The organism is Streptomyces sp. OR43 (assembly GCF_008042275.1).
GTDB lineage: Bacteria > Actinomycetota > Actinomycetes > Streptomycetales > Streptomycetaceae > Streptomyces.
The window spans coordinates 4256540-4272549 of the sequence record NZ_RDBK01000043.1; the positions used below are offsets into that span (position 1 = coordinate 4256540).

Genomic DNA, 16010 nt, shown 5'->3' on the forward strand with positions numbered 1-16010 from the left:
CAGCGCTCCGGCATTGCGCGGGCATCACGGCTCCGGCATCGTCCCGGTGGGCCCGAGCGCGCATCACGGCTCCGGCATCGTCCCGGTGGGCCTGCGGGGCCTTCAGCGCTCCGGCATCGTCCCGGTGATCGCGGTGACGGCCATGCGTACGGCCCGAGCCGTCACCGCGGCCGCGTCGTCGCCGTTCTCGATCGCCGTCGTGGCCGCGTTGACGATTCCCTGGAGGAGCACCGCCGTGCGCCGCGGATCCTCCTCGCCCAGCTCCGTCAGCGCGCCGGTCAGCGGTGTCAGCAGCTCCCGGTGGACCCGCACCGCGCTCTCCCGCACCACCGCCGCGTCCCGCACCCCCGCCAGCGCCTGGGCGATCCGGTGCTCCCCGCCGCGCACCAGATCCAGCTGCGACGACACGTAGGCGGCGATCTTCTCCTCGGGCGTACCCGCCGCCGACATGCCGGCCCGGATGGCGTCCGTCCAGCGCGGCATCACGTCCTCGACGACCGCGGCGAGCAGCTCCGGGCGGCCCGGGAAGTACTTGTACACGCTGTTACGGGCGAGGCCCGTGGCCTTGGCGATCGCGGTGAAGGTCACGGCATCCGCGTCGCCGCCCTCCAGGAGTTCGCGCGCCGCCCGCACCAGCGCCCGTCGCTGCTGGGCGTGGTGCTCGGCAACCGTGGCGGCTCGGATCCTGGGCACCGCCCCAGTCTAGAAGCCCGGATCTCCGGACCGGACCCCACTTGGGGACGGCGCGTCCCCATCATCTATGTTGGCGACACACCGTCCCTAACCTCGATCCTCCGAAGGGAACCGCCGTGTTCCTCGCTCTGCTGGAGCTGCGCGCCGCCCGAGGGCGCTTCCTGCTCATGGGATCCGTCGTGGTGCTCGTCGCCGCACTCGTCGGCATCGTCTCCGGCTTCACCACCGGCCTGGGTGACGACACCATCTCCGCGCTGCGCCGTCTGCCCGCCTCGCAGCTCGTCTTCTCCTCGGACGCCCGCTCCGACCAGTTCGCCCGCAGCCTCCTCGACGAGAAGACCGCGGCCGCGTGGAGCAAGGACGCCGGCACCGAGACGACCCCGCTGGGCGTCTCCATCACCCGCGGCACGACGGACCGCGGCGCCGAGGTCGACCTCGCCGCCTTCGGCGTCGAACCCGGCTCCTTCCTCGCACCCTCCGTCACCGAGGGCGACGGACTCGCCGGCGCGCCCGCCAACAGCATGGTGATGTCCGCCAAACTCGCCGACGAGGGCGTGCGCGTGGGCGACACCCTCGTCATCGACCGGCTCGGCATCGAACTGCGTGTCGTCGGCAGCACCGAGCGCTCCAGTTACGGCCATGTGCCCGTCGCCTACGTCCCGTTGAAGACCTGGCAGCAAATCCGCTTCAGCACCCCGGGCGCCCCGGCGTCCGCGACCGCCGAGATCCCCGGCCAGTTCAGCGCCCTCGCCCTGCGCACCGGGCCGGACGGGACCTCCGCCGCCGCCCTCGACGCGCGGTACTCCACCACCACCCTCACCAAGGAGAAGGCGTACGAGGCAGCCCCCGGATACACCGGGGAACGCCTCACCATGAACTCGATCCAGGTCTTTCTCTACCTGATCGCCCCGCTCGTGGTCGGCGCCTTCTTCTCCGTGTGGACCGTGCAGCGGCAGCCCGAACTCGCCCTGCTGCGCGCCATGGGCGCCTCCCGCCGGCGGCTCCTCACCCACACCGTCCTCCAGGCGGCCCTGGTGGTCGTCCTCGGCACCGCGGCCGGCGCCGGGCTCGCCGGGGCGGTCGGGCTGCTGGTCGGCGAACAGGTCCCGTTCAGCCTGCCCGCCGCCACCCTCACCCTCACCATGTGCACCGTCGCGGCCGTGGGCCTCGCGGGCACCGCCCTGACCCTGCGCCGGGTCACCCGAGCCGACCCGCTGACCATGCTGGGAGCCAACCGATGAGCCTCGAACTGTCCGGCGTCACCGTCACGTTCGGCCGCACCGACGACCCTGCCCCCGTCCTCGACGGCCTCGACGTCACCTTCGAACCGGGCCGCATGACCGCTCTCGTCGGCCCGTCCGGCTCCGGCAAGTCCACCCTGCTCGCCGTCGCGGGCGCCCTGCTGCGGCCCACCGCGGGGCAGGTCCTGCTGGACGGCGAGGACCTCGCCGCGCTCACCGACTCCCAGCGCGCCAAGGCCCGCCGGGAACGCATCGGCTACATGTTCCAGAGCGGCAACCTGCTCTCCGGCCTCACCGCCACCGACCAACTGCTCGCCGCCGTCTACATCAGCGGCGCACGCCCGCGCGCGCACCGCTCCCGCGCCGAGGAGGCCCTGACCCGGGTCGGGCTCGGCCACCGGCTGCGCCACCGCCCCGAACAGCTCTCCGGCGGAGAACGCCAGCGGGTGGCCCTCGCCCGTGCGCTCTTCCTCTCGCCGAAACTGCTGCTGATCGACGAACCGACCGCGGCCGTCGACCGTTCCCAGGCCGGTGACCTGGCCGCGCTCCTCGCCGAACGGGCCCACCAGGACCACTGCGTCACGGTCGTGGCGACGCACGACCCGGTCGTGGCGGAGGCCGCCGACCGGGTCGTGGACATGGCCACCCTGGCCACGGACGCGGTACCGGCCGCCCGCTGAATTACCCCCGCGACGTCACCCTCGCTGGACGCTGCCGTACAGATAGCTGCCGGCGCCGTCCAGCGTGGCACGGCTCCACTCCGCGACCTCCGTCGGGCCCATCCCGGCCCAGTCCGGCGTCCGTTCGACCATCGCGTGGCCCAGCCTCCGGCCCAGGGCGACCAGGCGGGCGCCCTCGTCCGACCGCTCGTCGGCGTACCGTGCAAGCGCCTCGGCGGCCGACGACGAGGCGCGCAGGACCCGCTCCAGGCAGAGCGCGTCCTGCAGCGCCTTGGTCGCGCCGCTCGCGGTGTGCGGCCGGGTGATGCTCGCCGCGTCGCCCGCCAGCAGGAACGGCGGCTCAGCGACCCGGGGCACATGGAAGTCGGCCACGTCGTGGCAGGCCAGGGAGGTGTGCGCGCCGACGCCGACGATCTCGGCCCAGCCCGCCGGGAAGTGCTCCTCGGCGACGCGCCGCACGTATTCTTCGCGCCCGGCGGTCCACGACGGCGGGGGAGGAGGGCCGTAGATGGCGTAGGCCAGCAGCCGGGAACCGACCACGGTCCCCGGGATCAGGTAGAACACGCCGTGCCCGCCACGGAATCCCAGGGTGATCCAGGCAGTCCGCACCAGTCGGAGCTGGTCCGGATGTCCGGCGAGCGCGTCGAGCGGCAGGGTGCCGCGCCACACCACGTACCCCGCCGGAGCCGGCCGAACGCCCGGCGCGAGGGCCGCCCGGGTGACGGACCGCGGCCCGTCCGCCCCGACGACGACGTCGTACCGCTCCGCCGACTCCGCCGTACGGATCACCGCGCCGCCGTCCGGATGGCGCAGCACCTCCGTGACCGGGCGGCCCCGGTGATACGTCACCCCCTCGGCGTTGGCCCGCAGCGCGCGCCACAGCAGGCCCCAGTGACAGGGCGTCACCGCCGCCTCCTGGCGCGCCAGTTCACGCGCGGACCGCTGCCCGGGTTCCCGGGCGAGCCAGACGCGCGAAGGCACCGGAGCCGTCGGCATCGCCGAGTCCAGATAGCCGGCCGCGACCAGCTCCGCGTGGAGCGGCGGCGGGACGACGATGCCGAAACCCCGGTCCTCCAGCGCCCCGCCGCTGCGCTCGTACACCGTGACCTCGGCCCCGGCCCTGGCACCGGCGATCGCCATCGCGCAGCCGGCGACACTCCCGCCGACCACTCCGATGCGTAATCCGGCTCCCGCCATGTCCGCCACCGTCCTTCCCCGTCACTGTGCGTGGCGCCCATTGAACGGGGTGGCGGCAACCTGCGTCCAACCGCCCCGTGGCGACTGGACGCAGGGCCATCCTTCGGGCTACGGAGTGACCGTCACCGTCGTGCTGCCGGATGCCTGCTTGCCGTCCGCCCGGTACGTGGCGGTCAGTGTGGCGTTCCCCGAAGCGCCCGCCGGCACGGTGACCGGGACCTTGACGTTGGCGCCCTCACCCGGACGCGTCGCCGGGATCGCGGTCCGTGTGGCCGTCCAGCCGCTCGGCACGGTCAGATCGACGGTGCCCGCGCTGCGGGTCACGTCCATCCGGTTGACGACCCGGACCGTCACCTCGGTGCTCGTCCCGGCCTTGAGCGCCGCCGGCGGGGTGATCGTGATGTCGGCGCAGGTGCCGCCGAGCCACTTCAGGTCGAAGGAGGAGTACGTGATGTGCTCGTAGTTGCCCCGTTCGTACAGCAGTCCGAGCCGCCCGTCGGGCAGCCGGGTCAGCGTCGAGTAGGCCGCGGCCCCCGCGTCGACGACCTTCTTGATCGGCCAGGACTTCCCGTTGTCGCAGGACATCTTGACCGTGAGGTTCTTGCGCGACGTGGCCTCGGTGTTGCTGAACAACAGCCAGGACGACTGCGGGTTCGAGGCCGGGGCGTCGGGGGCGTACCGCATGATCGAGCCGTTGTTCGCCGGGTCGGGGAGCTCGGTGTCCTGGACGAACGGGGTGTAGGTGACCCCGCCGTCCTTGGAGTACGCGATCGTCCGGTAGGGCGCCGAGCGGTTGTTGAGCATGATCGTGCCGTCGTTGAGCTCGACGGTCTTGTTCTCGTCGCCGCCGGGCCCGACGGGCGTGCCCATCTTCCAGGTCGCGCCGTGGTCGTCGCTGTACGCGCTGACCGCGTAGTTGGCCCCGTTGTTGCGAATGGCGTACTGCTGGACCAGTCGGCCCTTGTGGGCCCCGTTGCGCAGCTGGATGCCCTCGCCGGACGAGGCGAACATGCCGCCCCACGCCGGGTTCTTGATCTGCTGGGTGATGCGGCGGTGGGTCCAGGTCAGACCGTCGTCGTCCGAGTAGCTGTAGTCGGCCTGCAGGACGTTCGGGTCGCTCTCGTCGTTGCCGGTGGCCGAGCCGAAGAAGCCCTGGTTCACCCCGGCCGCGTAGAACATGAAGATCCGGCCGGTGGTCCGGTCGACGAGCAGGCTCGGGTCCCCGTATCCCTGGGGCGCGGCGTCCTTGCGGACCACCTGCTGCGCCTGCCAGGTCGTACCGCCGTCGGTGCTGCGCCGCAGTACGACGCCGATGTTGGACGGCAGGTCGCCGAGGGTCGGGCGGGCGTCGTACGCCGCCAGCACGGTGCCCTTGACCGAGGTGGTCAAGGCCGGGATCCGGTAGTAGGGGGAGCCCACGCCGTTGACGGTCAGGTCCTGGGAGGTGAGCGTGCCGGGGGCGGGTGACGCGGCCTGGGCGGTACCGGTCGTGGTGGCCACCAGGAGGGCGGCACCGAGCAGGGCGACAGGAACGGTTCTCTTCATGGACGATCTCTCTTCTCGGAAGGGGTGGGGCTTCTCGAAGGGCGGAGACGGACGAAGGCGCCGGGCTACGGGACGTTCAGGGAGCAGACCGCGCTGCTCGCGTCGAAGATCCGCAGATCCTTGATCATCTTGAGCGCGATGCGGTGGTGGCCCCGTTCGTTGGGGTGGAGCCCGTCGCTGAGCAGGGACAGGGGGACCTGGCCGCCGTTGCCGCTCAGCCAGTCGTTGTAGTGGTCGACGAAGGCGGCCTTCTCCTGCGCCGCGACCTCGCCCATGACCCGCGCGTACTGCGAGAGGTTCACCCGGCCCGGCCACTTCGCCGGATCCACCGGGTTGGGCGACTGGAGCACCGGCACGGGGGAGCCGGGCAGAGCGCGTACGGAGCGAACGAGCGAGACGAGGTTGGCCCGGTAGGCGTCGAGGCCCAGTCCGGACGTCGCGATGTCGTTCGTGCCGATCATGATCGAGACGACGTGCGGCGAGAAGGTGGTGACCCGCTCCCCGAACTGCGCCACGAGTTCGGCGCTGGTCGCGCCGCTCACCCCGGAATCGACCATGAAATCGCGGTTCTTCGGCTTGCCCAGCTCCCAGCGCACCCGCTCCATCCAGTGCTCCGGGTAGCTGCGCCAGCCATGGGTGTGCAGCGCCCCGTGGGTGATGCTGTCGCCGGTGACGACCCAGGTGGCCGGGGTGTTGCCGTTGAGGATCGTGGAGATCCGGCCCAGGTCGGCGAGATCGGGGCGGGGGCTCTGCGCGACCAGTTCGGACTCGCTCAGCACCCGGTCCCAGACGGCGGCCCGCTCGATGGTGCCGGTACAGAACCACTCGCCGCCGGGGTGGTCGCTGTCGGTGTTGCGCCCCAGCGCGAGGGCGCTCAACCGGGAGACGTTCCCGAAGAAGGAGTGCTGCGCCGTCTCGAACACGGTGCGCCCGCCCGCGGACAGCCTGGTGCCCGACCCGTCGACGGTGACGGCGACGGTGTGGCGCAGCCCGTCGTCGTACCGTGTCCTGGTCATGACATTAATAAGGACCGCGCCCTTCTCGCGCACGGAGAACTGAAGGGCGCCGCCGCTCAGGTTCAGCGTGATGTTCGAGGAGGGAGCGGTGGGATCCGAGGCGCTGAGCAGCGTCATCGCCTGGTTGTGGCTGGTGGTGCGGAAGGTGACGACGATGGTTCCCGTGGTGAGCGGGGTGAGTGCGCCGACCTGGTTCGACAGATCGACGTACCCGCTGCCGTCCAGGTCCACCGGGGTGTCGTGGTCCAGGACCGGGCCGCTGCCCGGGGTGGCGGCGAAGGCGCGGCCACCGAGCTGGGTGCTCAGGACTGCCGCGCCTGCGGCGAAAAGCATGGATCGTCTGCGCACGGAAGGTGCCTCCGGTCAGGAGTGGCCGGCCTGCCCCGACGGCAGGCCTGCGAACAGTGAGGCCACCCAGGCCAGTTGCTCCCGCTGCTGGTACTCGGCGCCGCCTTCGTGCCCGTTGAACGCGTAGACCGTCACGTCCTTGGGTCCGGCGTAGCCGTTGTAGGCGGTGAAGCAGGTGGAAGGCGGGCAGATGTCGTCCATCATCGCGATGGAGAACAGTGCGGGGGCCGTGGCCCGGGTGGCGAGCAGTGCGGCGTCGAAGTACGACAGGGTGGCGAAGACCGACTCGGTCCGGTCGCGGTGGAGCTTGAGGTATTCGGCGATCTCGGTGAACGGCGGCCGCCCGGAGACCTCGGCCCCACGGCGGAAGTTGCAGAGGAACGGCACGTCCGGCATCACCCCCGCCAGCCCGGGCACGAGCCCCGAGACGGCCAGCGCGATCCCGCCGCCCTGGCTGACTCCGGTCACCACGATCCGCTCCGGATCGATCTCCGGCCGGTCGCGCACCGCGTCGACGCAGCGCACCGCGTCGGTGAACAGCCGCCGGTAGTAGTACGTTTCGGGGCTCTCGATGCCCCGGGTGAGGAAGCCGGGTACGACTCCGGCCGCGCCGCCGTCCGGATCGGCGGTGTCGCCGCCCGCGGCCGACCAGCCCTGGCCGCGGGTGTCCATCAGCAGATGCGCGTAACCGGCCGACGCCCAGAGCAGGTTCTCGTGTGCCAGGCCCCGTCCGCGGCCGTACCCCAGGAACTCCACGACGCAGCCGAGCGGTTCGCTCGCCCCGGCCGGCACCCGCAGCCAGCCGCGCACCGGCTGCCCGGCGAAGCCGGGGACCGTCACGTCGTATGTACGGACCTGGGTGAGCCCGGTGTCCACCGCCGTGAACGAGGGCTTGTCCGCCGCACAGGACCGGGCCTCGTCCAGGGTCCGCGACCAGAAGGCGTCGAAGTCCGCCGGAACGGGAAGCGTGGGCCGGTAGTCGCGGCAGTCCGCGAGCGAGAGGTCCGTGAACGGCATGGAGGTGCCCTCCTGGGGGCGCAGCGGGAAGTGCCGGGTGCGAGGGGGTGCACCGGCCATCAGACAGAAGACGTCAGATGTCCTGTCGGCACACGGACCCTAGGCACCCACCCAGGTGGGCGTCAAGGGTCCGTTCCGCCGGTCCTGCCGACTCCGGATCGTCCGGGCGGGCGGCTCCGGATGGTCCGGGCGGGCGGCTCAGCCCCGGGCGCGGGCCTCGGAGATCCGGCGCCTGACCGGGGCGTAGTGCTCGCCGAGCGCCTTGATGAACCCGTCGATGTCGCCGGCCCGGGCGGCGTCCACGATGGCCTGGTGGGCGGCGATCGTCTCCGTCTCGTCGCTGTGCGTGAAGCCGTCCAGGTGCGGTGCGACGATCGCGTACACGTCCCAGAAGGCCATCGACAGCTGGCCGATCAGATCGTTGTCGAGCGGCGCCACGAGCAGGGCGTGGAAGGCGCGGTCGGCGGCGACGAAGCCGTGCCCGTCCTGGGCCCCGGTCGCCCGCATCGTGGCCACCAGGCCGTCCAGGGCGTCCAGCTGTTCCGCGGTGAGCAGCGAGACGATCCGGTCGGCCCGCCCGCGCTCGAAGAGCTCGCGCACGTCGACCAGGTCGGACATCACCTGGAAGTCGTCGTCGGGCGAGAGCAGCCCGCGGAAGGTGAGGCTCTCCACCAGGGCGGACAGGCTCAGCCGGCCGACGTAGGTGCCGTGTCCGTGCCTGACCTCCACGATGTCCAGCGCGTTGAGGATCTTGACGGCCTCGCGGACGCTGGAGCGGCTGGCGCCGAGCGCCTCGCAGAGGGCGGGCTCCGTGGGCAGCGGGTCTCCGGGACGAAGTCTCTTCTCGAGGATGTACCGCTTGATGCCGTCGACGACTTCCTGCCGGAGCAGCTGTCGCCCGGGCCTCGTTCCGGACATATGTGAACTCCCCACCTCTTGACCCCCATCGATTGTCAAGCTACGTTCCCACGCTATCAAGGCATCAGACATCTGACGTCTGATGCGTAAGGATCCACGGTCTCCCGTGGGCCTGTGCCGGACCCACCGTTCTTACCCCTGACGCCCCACCTCAAGTCCCTGGAGGACCCGTGCCCGAGCTGAGATCAGCCGGTGTCGAGCGCCGCACCTTCCTGCGTTACACCAGTGCCGTCGGTGCCGCGGCCGCCCTCACGGCGGGCCTTTCCGCGTGCGGAGGCCCGTCCTCGACCTCCGACGGCTCGACGGGCGGGGGCGGCGACACCGGTCTCATCGAGGCCGGTATGTCCTACCCGCTGTCGACGGGCTTCGACCCGATGATCACGTCGGGTGCGACGCCGTACGCCGCCAATATGCACATCTTCGAGGGTCTGGTGGATCTCGATCCGGCAACACTCGTGGCACGGCCCGCGCTCGCCACCGAGATGCCGAAGAAGATCAACGCGACCACCTACCGCGCCACGCTGCGCAAGGGCGCGACCTTCCACGACGGCTCGGCCGTCACCGCCGACGACGTCGTGTTCAGCTTCGAACGCATCCTGGACCCGAAGAACGCCTCGCTGATGGCACAGTTCGTGCCCTTCATCGACACCGTCAAGGCCGTCGACGCCGGCACGGTCGAGTTCAAGCTCAAGTACCCCTTCGCGCTCTTCCCGTCCCGCATCGCCGTGGCCCGGATCGTGCCGAAGAAGATCGTCGAGGCGGACGTCAAGGCGTTCGACGCCAAGCCCGTCGGCTCGGGGCCGTACAAGTTCATCTCGGCGACCCGCGAGGACAAGATCGTCTTCGAGAAGTACGAGAAGTACAACGGCGCCCACCCCGCCAAGGCCAAGAAGATGATCTGGCGCCTCATATCCGACCAGTCGGCCCGGGTCAGCGCCATGCAGTCCGGCCGCGTCCAGGCCATCGAGGACGTCCCCTACATCGACGTGAAGGGGCTCTCCGGCTCGGCGAAGACCGAGTCCGTGCAGTCCTTCGGCCTGCTCTTCCTGATGTTCAACACCGCCGACAAGCGGTTCGCCGACAAGCGGGTCCGTCAGGCCCTGCACTACGCGCTCGACACCGAGAAGATCATCAAGACCGCCATGGTCGGCAACGCCGCGGCCGCCACGGGCTACGTCCCCACGACGCACCCGGACTACCACAAGGCCGCCACCGTCTACACGCACGACGTGGCCAAGGCGAAGAAGCTGCTCGCCGAGGCCGGGGTGAAGGACCTCAAGTTCACCGTCCTGACCACCGACACCGGCTGGGTCAAGGACATCGCCCCGCTGATCAAGGAGAGCTGGGCCGCGGCCGGCATCGAGGCCACCCTCGGCATCGCCCAGTCCGCCGCCCAGTACGCCAAGGTCGACAGCGGTGACTTCGAGGTACTCGTCGCCCCCGGCGACCCCTCCGTCTTCGGCAACGACGTGGACCTGCTGATGCGCTGGTTCTACTACGGCTTCTGGCCGGAGAACCGCTACGGCTGGTCCAAGACCGCCGAGTACAAGAAGGTCAAGCAGCTCCTCGACAAGGCCGCCCAGTCCGGCGACGAGGCGACCCGCAAGCAGCTGTGGGGCCAGATCACCGACGTCCTCTCCGACGAGGTCCCGCTCTATCCGGTCCTGCACCGCAAGCTGCCCACCGCCTGGAACGAGAAGGGCCTCACCGGCTTCAAGCCGCTCCCGACCACCGGACTCTCCTTCCTGGACGTGGCCCGCGCCTGACCCGCGGCCGCCGGATGGTACCCACCCACCACCCGGTACCCCCGCACCTCCCGTCCGGACCGGCACAGGCCTACCACCCGGTCCGGTCCGGACGGGAGACCACAGACCGGCGCCGCTCGCCGCGCGCGCCCGATAACCCGGTCCGGGACACCGAGCACCCCCGGTGCCCCGGACCGGATGACCGCCCAACCGCAAGGAACCCGACGATGGTTGCTTTTCTCCGGCTCGCGCTGCGCCGCGTCGCGATGATGCCGGTGATGATCCTCGGTATCGCGTTGCTCGTCTTCGTGGTGCTGCAGTTCTCGCCGGTCGACCCGGCCTACAACGCGCTCGGGGAGAGCGCCAGCCCTGAGGCCCGGGAGGCCTTCGCCGAGGCCAACGGGCTCAACGACCCGTTGATCGTGCGCTACTTCCACTTCCTCGGCCAACTGATCCACCTCGATCTCGGGTCGACCGTCCCGCCGAGCCAGCCCGTGATCGACCGGATCACCGCCGCCTTCCCGCTCACCCTCCAGCTCACCATCCTCGGGCTCGTCATCGCCATCGTCCTCGCCGTCCTCGGCGGCGTTTTGGGCGCGATGTACCGGGACCGCTGGCCCGACCAGCTCTTCCGGGTCCTGTCGATGGCCGGGGTCGCCATCCCGTCCTTCTGGCTCGGCGTCCTGCTCATCCAGCAGTTCGCCCTGAACACCCAGATCTTCCCGACCGGCGGATACACCAACATCGCCGACTCGTTCGGCGGCTGGCTCAAGACGATGATCCTGCCCGCCGTCTCGCTCGCGGTGCCCGTCGCCGCCTCGCTCGCCCGCCTGATCCGCACGTCGATGGTCACCGAACTGGACCGGGACTACGTGCGCACCGCCCAGGGCAACGGCCTGCCGGTGTTCCTGGTCATCCGCTCCGTCCTGCGCAACGCGCTCGTCACCCCGCTCACCGTGCTCGGCGTCAAGGTCGGCTACCTGCTCAGCGGTGCCGTCGTCATCGAAGCGATCTTCGACCTGCCCGGCATGGGCAAACTCATCCTCGAAGGTGTCACCGGAGGCGACATGGCCCTGGTCCAGGGCACCGTACTGACCATCGCCATCGCGTTCCTGGTGGTCAACGTCATCGTCGACCTGCTCTACCTGCTGGTCAACCCGCGCATCAGGACGGTGTGACATGTTCGCCACGGGCCGTCTGGCCAAGAAGCTCTCCCGACCGGGCGTCGCCTTCCGCGCCCTCCCGGTCACCTCCCGCGTCGCCCTCGGCGTCCTGATCGTCGTCATCCTCGGCGCCGTTCTCGCCCCCCTGCTCACCCAGGACCCCCTGACCACGGGCACCCCGGTCCAGGCCCCGAGCGGCGAGCACTGGTTCGGCACCGACCGGGCCGGACGCGACGTGTTCGCCCGTGTCCTGCACGGCTCGCGCTACTCGCTGGTCATCGGCCTCGGCGCGACCGCGTGCGCCCTGGTGGCCGGGTCCCTGCTCGGCTCGTTCGCCGCCACCTCGCGCAAGCTCGGCGACGAATCCGTCATGCGCACCCTCGACGTCGTCATGTCGTTCCCGCCGATCGCGCTCGCGGCCGTCCTCGTCGCCGTGTTCGGCACCAGCATCCCGGTGATCATCTTCACGATCGCCTTCGTGTACACCCCGTCGCTGGCCCGAGTGGTCCGCGCCAATGTCCTCTCTCAGTACGGCGAGGACTACGTCGCCGCGGAGAAGGTCATCGGCGCCCGGCGCGGCTACATCGTGCTCAAGCACGTCGCCGTCAACTGCATGGCCCCGGTCATGGTCTTCGCGACCGTCATGGTCGCCGAGGCCATCATCTTCGAGGCCAGCCTCTCCTTCATCGGCGCCGGTGTGCAGGACCCCGACCCCAGCTGGGGCAGCGTCCTCGCGTACGGCCGGCAGATCCTGCTGGCCGGTGGCTGGTGGGCCACGTTCTTCCCCGGCCTCGCCCTGCTGATCACCGTCCTCGCGCTGAACATCCTCTCCGAGGGCCTCACCGACGCCTCCGCCGCGCCCAAGAGCGCCCGCGCCGCCGTCGACCCCACCGCCGCCACCGCGCCGGACCCGGTCGAGGCCGCCGCCACCGTCGACATCGACGCCGCGCTCACCAAGCTCGCGGAGCACATCAACGCCACCGAGCCCACCATCACCCCGGTCCGCGCCGACGCCGACGAACTCCTCGTCGTCCGCGACCTGGCGATCCGCTTCCCGGACCGCTACGGCGAGATACCCGTCGTGGACAAGCTGAACTTCACCGTCCACGAGGGCGAGACCCTCGGCCTGGTCGGCGAGTCCGGCTGCGGCAAGTCCATCACCAGCCTCGCCGTCATGGGCCTCCTCGCCCGCAACGCCGAGGTCAGCGGCGAGATCCTCTACCGAGGCCGGGACCTGCTGAAGCTCCCGCCCAAGGAACGCCGCGCCCTGATGGGCCCCGAGATCGCGATGGTCTACCAGGACGCGCTCTCCTCCCTCAACCCCTCCGTGCTTGTCGGCACCCAGCTCAAGCAGCTGACCTCGCGCGGCGGCACGAAGACGCCCGCCGAGCTCCTGGAGCTCGTCGGCCTCTCGCCCGAGCGGACCCTGCGCAGCTACCCGCACGAGCTCTCCGGCGGCCAGCGCCAGCGCGTGCTCATCGCCATGGCCCTGTCCCGCAGCCCGCGCCTCCTGATCGCGGACGAGCCGACCACCGCCCTGGACGTCACCGTCCAGGCCCAGGTCGTCGAACTCCTCATCCGGCTCCGCGACGAGCTCGGCTTCGCCATGGTGCTGGTCTCGCACGACCTCGCCCTCGTCGGCGACCTCTCCCACCGGGTCGCCGTCATGTACGCGGGACGGCTCGCCGAGGTCGGCGACACCCGGTCGGTCCTCACCGACCCCACCCACCACTACAGCCGCGGACTTCTCGGCTCCGTGGTCTCCCTGGAGGCCGGCGCCGAGCGGCTCCACCAGATCCGCGGCGTCGTGCCCGCACCCCAGGGCTTCGGCGCGGGATGCCGCTTCGCCGGCCGTTGCGGTGCGGCGACCGACCTCTGCCGCACCACCACCCCCGCACTCACCGCGCGCGGCACGGCGAAGGACCACGGCTTCGCCTGCCACCACCCGGCCGAGGCGGCCGCGAAGAAGCTGGAAGGGAGCGCCCTGTGATCAGGCTCAACGGCGTTCACGTACGCCACAAGGCACGCAGCGGAGGTCTCTTCAGCCGCGACGCCGTGCACGCGCTGACGGACGCCACGCTGGAGGTCAAGCGCGGCGAGATCGTCGGCCTGGTCGGCGAGTCGGGCTGCGGCAAGTCGACGATGGCGCGGGTGCTGACCGGCCTCCAGAAGCCGACCGAGGGCGAGGTCCTCTTCCACGGCCGCGACCTGTGGGAGATGTCGGGCGCCGAGCGCCGGAAGGACTTCGGCTCCGCCGTCGGCGTCGTCTTCCAGGACCCGTCCACCGCCCTCAACCCCCGGCTCACGGTCCGCCAGATCCTGCGCGACCCGCTCGACGTGCACCGCCGAGGCACCCGCGAGGAGCGCGAGGCCCGCGTCGAGGAACTCCTCGACCTGGTCGGCCTCCCCGCCCACACCATGGCCGCGCTGCCCGGACAGCTCTCCGGCGGCCAGCGCCAGCGCGTCGCCATCGCCCGCGCCCTGGCCCTGGAACCCGAGCTGATCGTCGCCGACGAACCCACCTCCGCGCTCGACGTCTCGGTCCGCGCCCAGGTCCTCAACCTTCTCGTGGACCTGCGTGAACGCCTGGGCCTCGGCATGGTGTTCATCTCGCACGACATCCAGACCGTGCGCTACCTCGCCGACCGCATCGCCGTCCTCTACCTCGGCCGCATCGTCGAGGAGGGGCGCGCCGCCGACGTGGCGGGCAGCCCCCGCCACCCGTACACCGAGGCCCTGCTCTCCGCCACGCCCAGCCTGCTGGAGACGACGGAGCGCATCGTGCTCWCCGGCCCGGTGCCCTCCGCCACCAACCCGCCGCCCGGCTGCCCCTTCAGCACCCGTTGCTGGAAGGCCGACGACGCGTGCTCCACGGTCTTCCCGGCGGAGACCTTCGGGTCCGGCGAACACCGCTGGCACTGCGTCCACCCCCAGACCCCCGCGTCCCTCCCACGGCCTCGTCGGGCTCGACCGGCGGCCGGACCGCGACGGCGGGTGTCTCGGCCGCCACCTCGGCGGCGGCGGCCGGACCGCTCTCGCCGATCCCCGCATCGCCCAGCGCCTCCCGGTAGCGGCAGAGCCGGAGCCGGTGCCATCGCCCCCCGCCGCGCCGCCCGCGCCTCCTGAGCCGCCGGCGCCCGCCGAGACACCCGCCGATGCGGCCGCCGAGACACCCGCCGAGGCGCCCGCCGAGGTGGCGGCCGAGACACCCGCCGTCGCGGTCCGGCCGCCGGTCGAGCCCGACGAGGCCGTGCCGCCGCTGCCCCGGCGCCCGGTCGTCGAGCGGACCTCCGACACGGCTCCGCCCGAACCCGACCCGGAGCCGGCCCCCGTCCCCGAGGCGCCGGCGCCTCGCCCGCCGGCCGGCCACGTGGGCGCACGACCGCCCACGTACGACGCCGAGCCCACCGCGCTGCCCGAGAGCGACCCGCGCGCACTGGACGGCCTCGTCGCCGACACGGTGCTCGACGGCGCCCGGTACGGCACGTACACCCTGCGGGCCGCCTCCGTGCGGGGCGACTCCGCCCGCTTCCGGGGCGAACCCCGGCGCGACGCGCTGCTGACCGCACGGTTCGGCACCGCGGAGGCCGCGCTCGTCCTGGTCGCCGTCGCGGGCGGTGCCCGGTCCGCCGAGAACGGGCATCTGGCCGCGGCCGACGCCTGCCGCTGGATCGCCGAAGCCGTCGGACGCAGCCACGCCCGCCTCTCCGACGACATAAGAGCGGGCCGTCGCGCCGACCTCAAATCGGGGCTGCACCGGCTGACCGACCGCGGTTACGGCAAGCTGCGTGCCCGCGCCGCCGAACTCGGCCGTGAACCGCACGAGTACACGGTGGGGCTGCGCTGTCTCCTGCTGTCCGCCGACCCCGAATGCCGCACCCGGGTCTTCTTCGGGGTGGGCGGCGGCGGGCTGTTCCGGCTGCGGGACGGCAGTTGGCACGACCTCGAACCGATCGTGCCGCAGGCGGGCGCGGTCACCGGTGAGGCCGTGGTCGGCTTCGGTTCGCCGGTGCCCGAGAGCGGGCCCGAGGGCGACCGGCTGACCATGGACCTGGGGGTCACCACGGCCCCGGCCCCGTACATCGAGGAACCGGTCCCGCCGCCCGCCGAGCCGTTCCGCTTCCGTGCGTCGGTCGCCCGGCCGGGCGACACCCTGTTGCTGTGCAGCCCGGGTCTCGCCGAGCCGATGCGCGGCGAGCCGGCCCTCGCCGCGGAACTCGCCGAGCGCTGGTCACCGGCCGGTGCGCCCGGCCTCGGGGCGTTCCTCGCCGACACCCAGTTGCGGGTGAAGGGGTACGCCGACGACCGGACGGCGGTCGGCGTCTGGGAGGCGTAACCGCCCGGGCCATGGGTTGATGGACTCCGGAGAACCCGGCCGGCGGGGGTTTCGCGCCACGGGATCCGGACAGCCGATCGTGCACGGAGCACAGGCAGAGGGAGTGCGCAC

Annotated in this window: 13 protein-coding genes; 7 read left to right on the top strand and 6 right to left on the bottom strand. The window is 71.7% G+C overall.

The window, feature by feature from the left end:
- Positions 1-102 precede the first annotated feature (102 nt).
- Positions 103-693 (bottom strand): TetR/AcrR family transcriptional regulator, encoded by a 591-nt coding sequence (locus EAO72_RS38240; RefSeq protein ID WP_148021584.1) that lies wholly within the window; start codon positions 691-693, stop codon positions 103-105.
- 116 nt (positions 694-809) lie between these two features.
- Here EAO72_RS38240 and EAO72_RS38245 point away from each other — a divergent pair, with 116 nt between their 5' ends.
- Both EAO72_RS38245 and EAO72_RS38250 read left to right on the top strand, forming a co-directional pair.
- A complete protein-coding gene (locus EAO72_RS38245) occupies positions 810-1934 on the top strand; it encodes an ABC transporter permease (RefSeq protein WP_148021585.1) in 1125 nt (374 codons plus the stop codon).
- Positions 1931-2614 carry an ABC transporter ATP-binding protein gene (locus EAO72_RS38250; protein WP_148021586.1) on the top strand — a complete coding sequence of 228 codons (684 nt, stop codon included), beginning with the start codon at positions 1931-1933 and terminating at the stop codon, positions 2612-2614. Before EAO72_RS38245 ends, EAO72_RS38250 begins: the two co-directional genes overlap by 4 nt.
- A 15-nt stretch (positions 2615-2629) precedes the next feature.
- On the opposite strand, the gene EAO72_RS38255 is transcribed toward EAO72_RS38250, so the two are convergent.
- From EAO72_RS38255 to EAO72_RS38275, 5 genes are all read right to left on the bottom strand, one after another.
- Entirely contained in the window at positions 2630-3811 is a 1182-nt protein-coding gene (locus EAO72_RS38255) for an FAD-dependent monooxygenase (RefSeq protein ID WP_148021587.1), read from the bottom strand.
- 108 nt (positions 3812-3919) lie between these two features.
- Positions 3920-5356, bottom strand: a complete 1437-nt coding sequence (locus EAO72_RS38260; RefSeq protein WP_148021588.1) for an exo-alpha-sialidase — start codon at positions 5354-5356, stop codon at positions 3920-3922.
- Between the two features lie 65 nt (positions 5357-5421).
- Positions 5422-6705: a GDSL-type esterase/lipase family protein gene (locus tag EAO72_RS38265; protein WP_148021589.1), complete on the bottom strand. Its 1284-nt coding sequence runs from the start codon at positions 6703-6705 to the stop codon at positions 5422-5424.
- 30 nt (positions 6706-6735) lie between these two features.
- Positions 6736-7737 (bottom strand): acetylxylan esterase, encoded by a 1002-nt coding sequence (locus EAO72_RS38270; RefSeq protein WP_148021590.1) that lies wholly within the window; start codon positions 7735-7737, stop codon positions 6736-6738.
- A gap of 198 nt (positions 7738-7935) precedes the next feature.
- The gene (locus tag EAO72_RS38275; RefSeq protein WP_148021591.1) at positions 7936-8655 is read right to left on the bottom strand and encodes a FadR/GntR family transcriptional regulator; all 720 of its coding nucleotides are present in this window, start codon (positions 8653-8655) and stop codon (positions 7936-7938) included.
- Between the two features lie 170 nt (positions 8656-8825).
- Here EAO72_RS38275 and EAO72_RS38280 point away from each other — a divergent pair, with 170 nt between their 5' ends.
- The 5 genes from EAO72_RS38280 (at position 8826) to EAO72_RS38300 (ending at position 15899) form a co-directional block, all read left to right on the top strand.
- Positions 8826-10421 carry an ABC transporter substrate-binding protein gene (locus tag EAO72_RS38280; RefSeq protein ID WP_148021592.1) on the top strand — a complete coding sequence of 532 codons (1596 nt, stop codon included), beginning with the start codon at positions 8826-8828 and terminating at the stop codon, positions 10419-10421.
- A 206-nt stretch (positions 10422-10627) separates the two neighbouring features.
- Positions 10628-11578, top strand: coding sequence for an ABC transporter permease (locus tag EAO72_RS38285; protein WP_148021593.1), 951 nt, complete (start codon positions 10628-10630; stop codon positions 11576-11578).
- Between the two features lies 1 nt (position 11579).
- Positions 11580-13553, top strand: coding sequence for a dipeptide/oligopeptide/nickel ABC transporter permease/ATP-binding protein (locus tag EAO72_RS38290; protein WP_148021594.1), 1974 nt, complete (start codon positions 11580-11582; stop codon positions 13551-13553).
- The gene (locus tag EAO72_RS38295) at positions 13550-14689 is read left to right on the top strand and encodes an oligopeptide/dipeptide ABC transporter ATP-binding protein (protein WP_261991769.1); all 1140 of its coding nucleotides are present in this window, start codon (positions 13550-13552) and stop codon (positions 14687-14689) included. The genes EAO72_RS38290 and EAO72_RS38295 overlap by 4 nt, the downstream gene beginning before the upstream one ends.
- Positions 14652-15899, top strand: coding sequence for a protein phosphatase 2C domain-containing protein (locus EAO72_RS38300; RefSeq protein WP_148021595.1), 1248 nt, complete (start codon positions 14652-14654; stop codon positions 15897-15899). The genes EAO72_RS38295 and EAO72_RS38300 overlap by 38 nt, the downstream gene beginning before the upstream one ends.
- The last annotated feature ends 111 nt before the right edge of the window (positions 15900-16010 follow it).

Excerpts from the sequence above, each read along its gene's own strand:
- EAO72_RS38275 (WP_148021591.1), bottom strand. The coding sequence starts at position 8,655 with ATGTCCGGAACGAGGCCCGGGCGACAGCTGCTCCGGCAGGAAGTCGTC.
- EAO72_RS38255 (WP_148021587.1), bottom strand. The coding sequence starts at position 3,811 with ATGGCGGGAGCCGGATTACGCATCGGAGTGGTCGGCGGGAGTGTCGCC.
- EAO72_RS38265 (WP_148021589.1), bottom strand. The coding sequence starts at position 6,705 with ATGCTTTTCGCCGCAGGCGCGGCAGTCCTGAGCACCCAGCTCGGTGGC.
- EAO72_RS38260 (WP_148021588.1), bottom strand. The coding sequence starts at position 5,356 with ATGAAGAGAACCGTTCCTGTCGCCCTGCTCGGTGCCGCCCTCCTGGTG.
- EAO72_RS38250 (WP_148021586.1), top strand. The coding sequence starts at position 1,931 with ATGAGCCTCGAACTGTCCGGCGTCACCGTCACGTTCGGCCGCACCGAC.
- EAO72_RS38285 (WP_148021593.1), top strand. The coding sequence starts at position 10,628 with ATGGTTGCTTTTCTCCGGCTCGCGCTGCGCCGCGTCGCGATGATGCCG.
- EAO72_RS38290 (WP_148021594.1), top strand. The coding sequence starts at position 11,580 with ATGTTCGCCACGGGCCGTCTGGCCAAGAAGCTCTCCCGACCGGGCGTC.
- EAO72_RS38270 (WP_148021590.1), bottom strand. The coding sequence starts at position 7,737 with ATGCCGTTCACGGACCTCTCGCTCGCGGACTGCCGCGACTACCGGCCC.